This is a genomic window from Geitlerinema sp. PCC 9228, assembly GCF_001870905.1.
Classification (GTDB): domain Bacteria; phylum Cyanobacteriota; class Cyanobacteriia; order Cyanobacteriales; family PCC-9228; genus PCC-9228.
Map to the genome: position 1 here is coordinate 1 of NZ_LNDC01000199.1, position 287 is coordinate 287.

At 50.9% G+C, this 287-nt stretch carries 1 pseudogene; it reads left to right on the top strand.

Going from position 1 to position 287, the window contains the following annotated elements:
- Positions 1 to 287: pseudogene (gene groEL / locus AS151_RS22945) on the top strand (chaperonin GroEL); the annotation flags it as partial.

Consider the following 287-nt stretch of genomic DNA (forward strand, 5'->3'; position numbering starts at 1 on the left):
AAAGTAGGCAAAGAAGGGGTCATTTCCCTCGAAGAAGGCAAATCCATGACCACCGAGCTGGAAATCACCGAGGGGATGCGCTTCGACAAAGGCTACATTTCCCCTTACTTTGCCACCGACACCGAACGCATGGAAGCGGTGTTGGACGACCCCTACCTGTTGATCACCGATAAAAAAATCAATTTGGTGCAGGATTTGGTGCCCATTCTCGAGCAAGTGGCGCGCCAGGGCAAACCCTTACTGATTATCGCCGAAGATATCGAGAAAGAAGCTTTGGCAACCTTGGT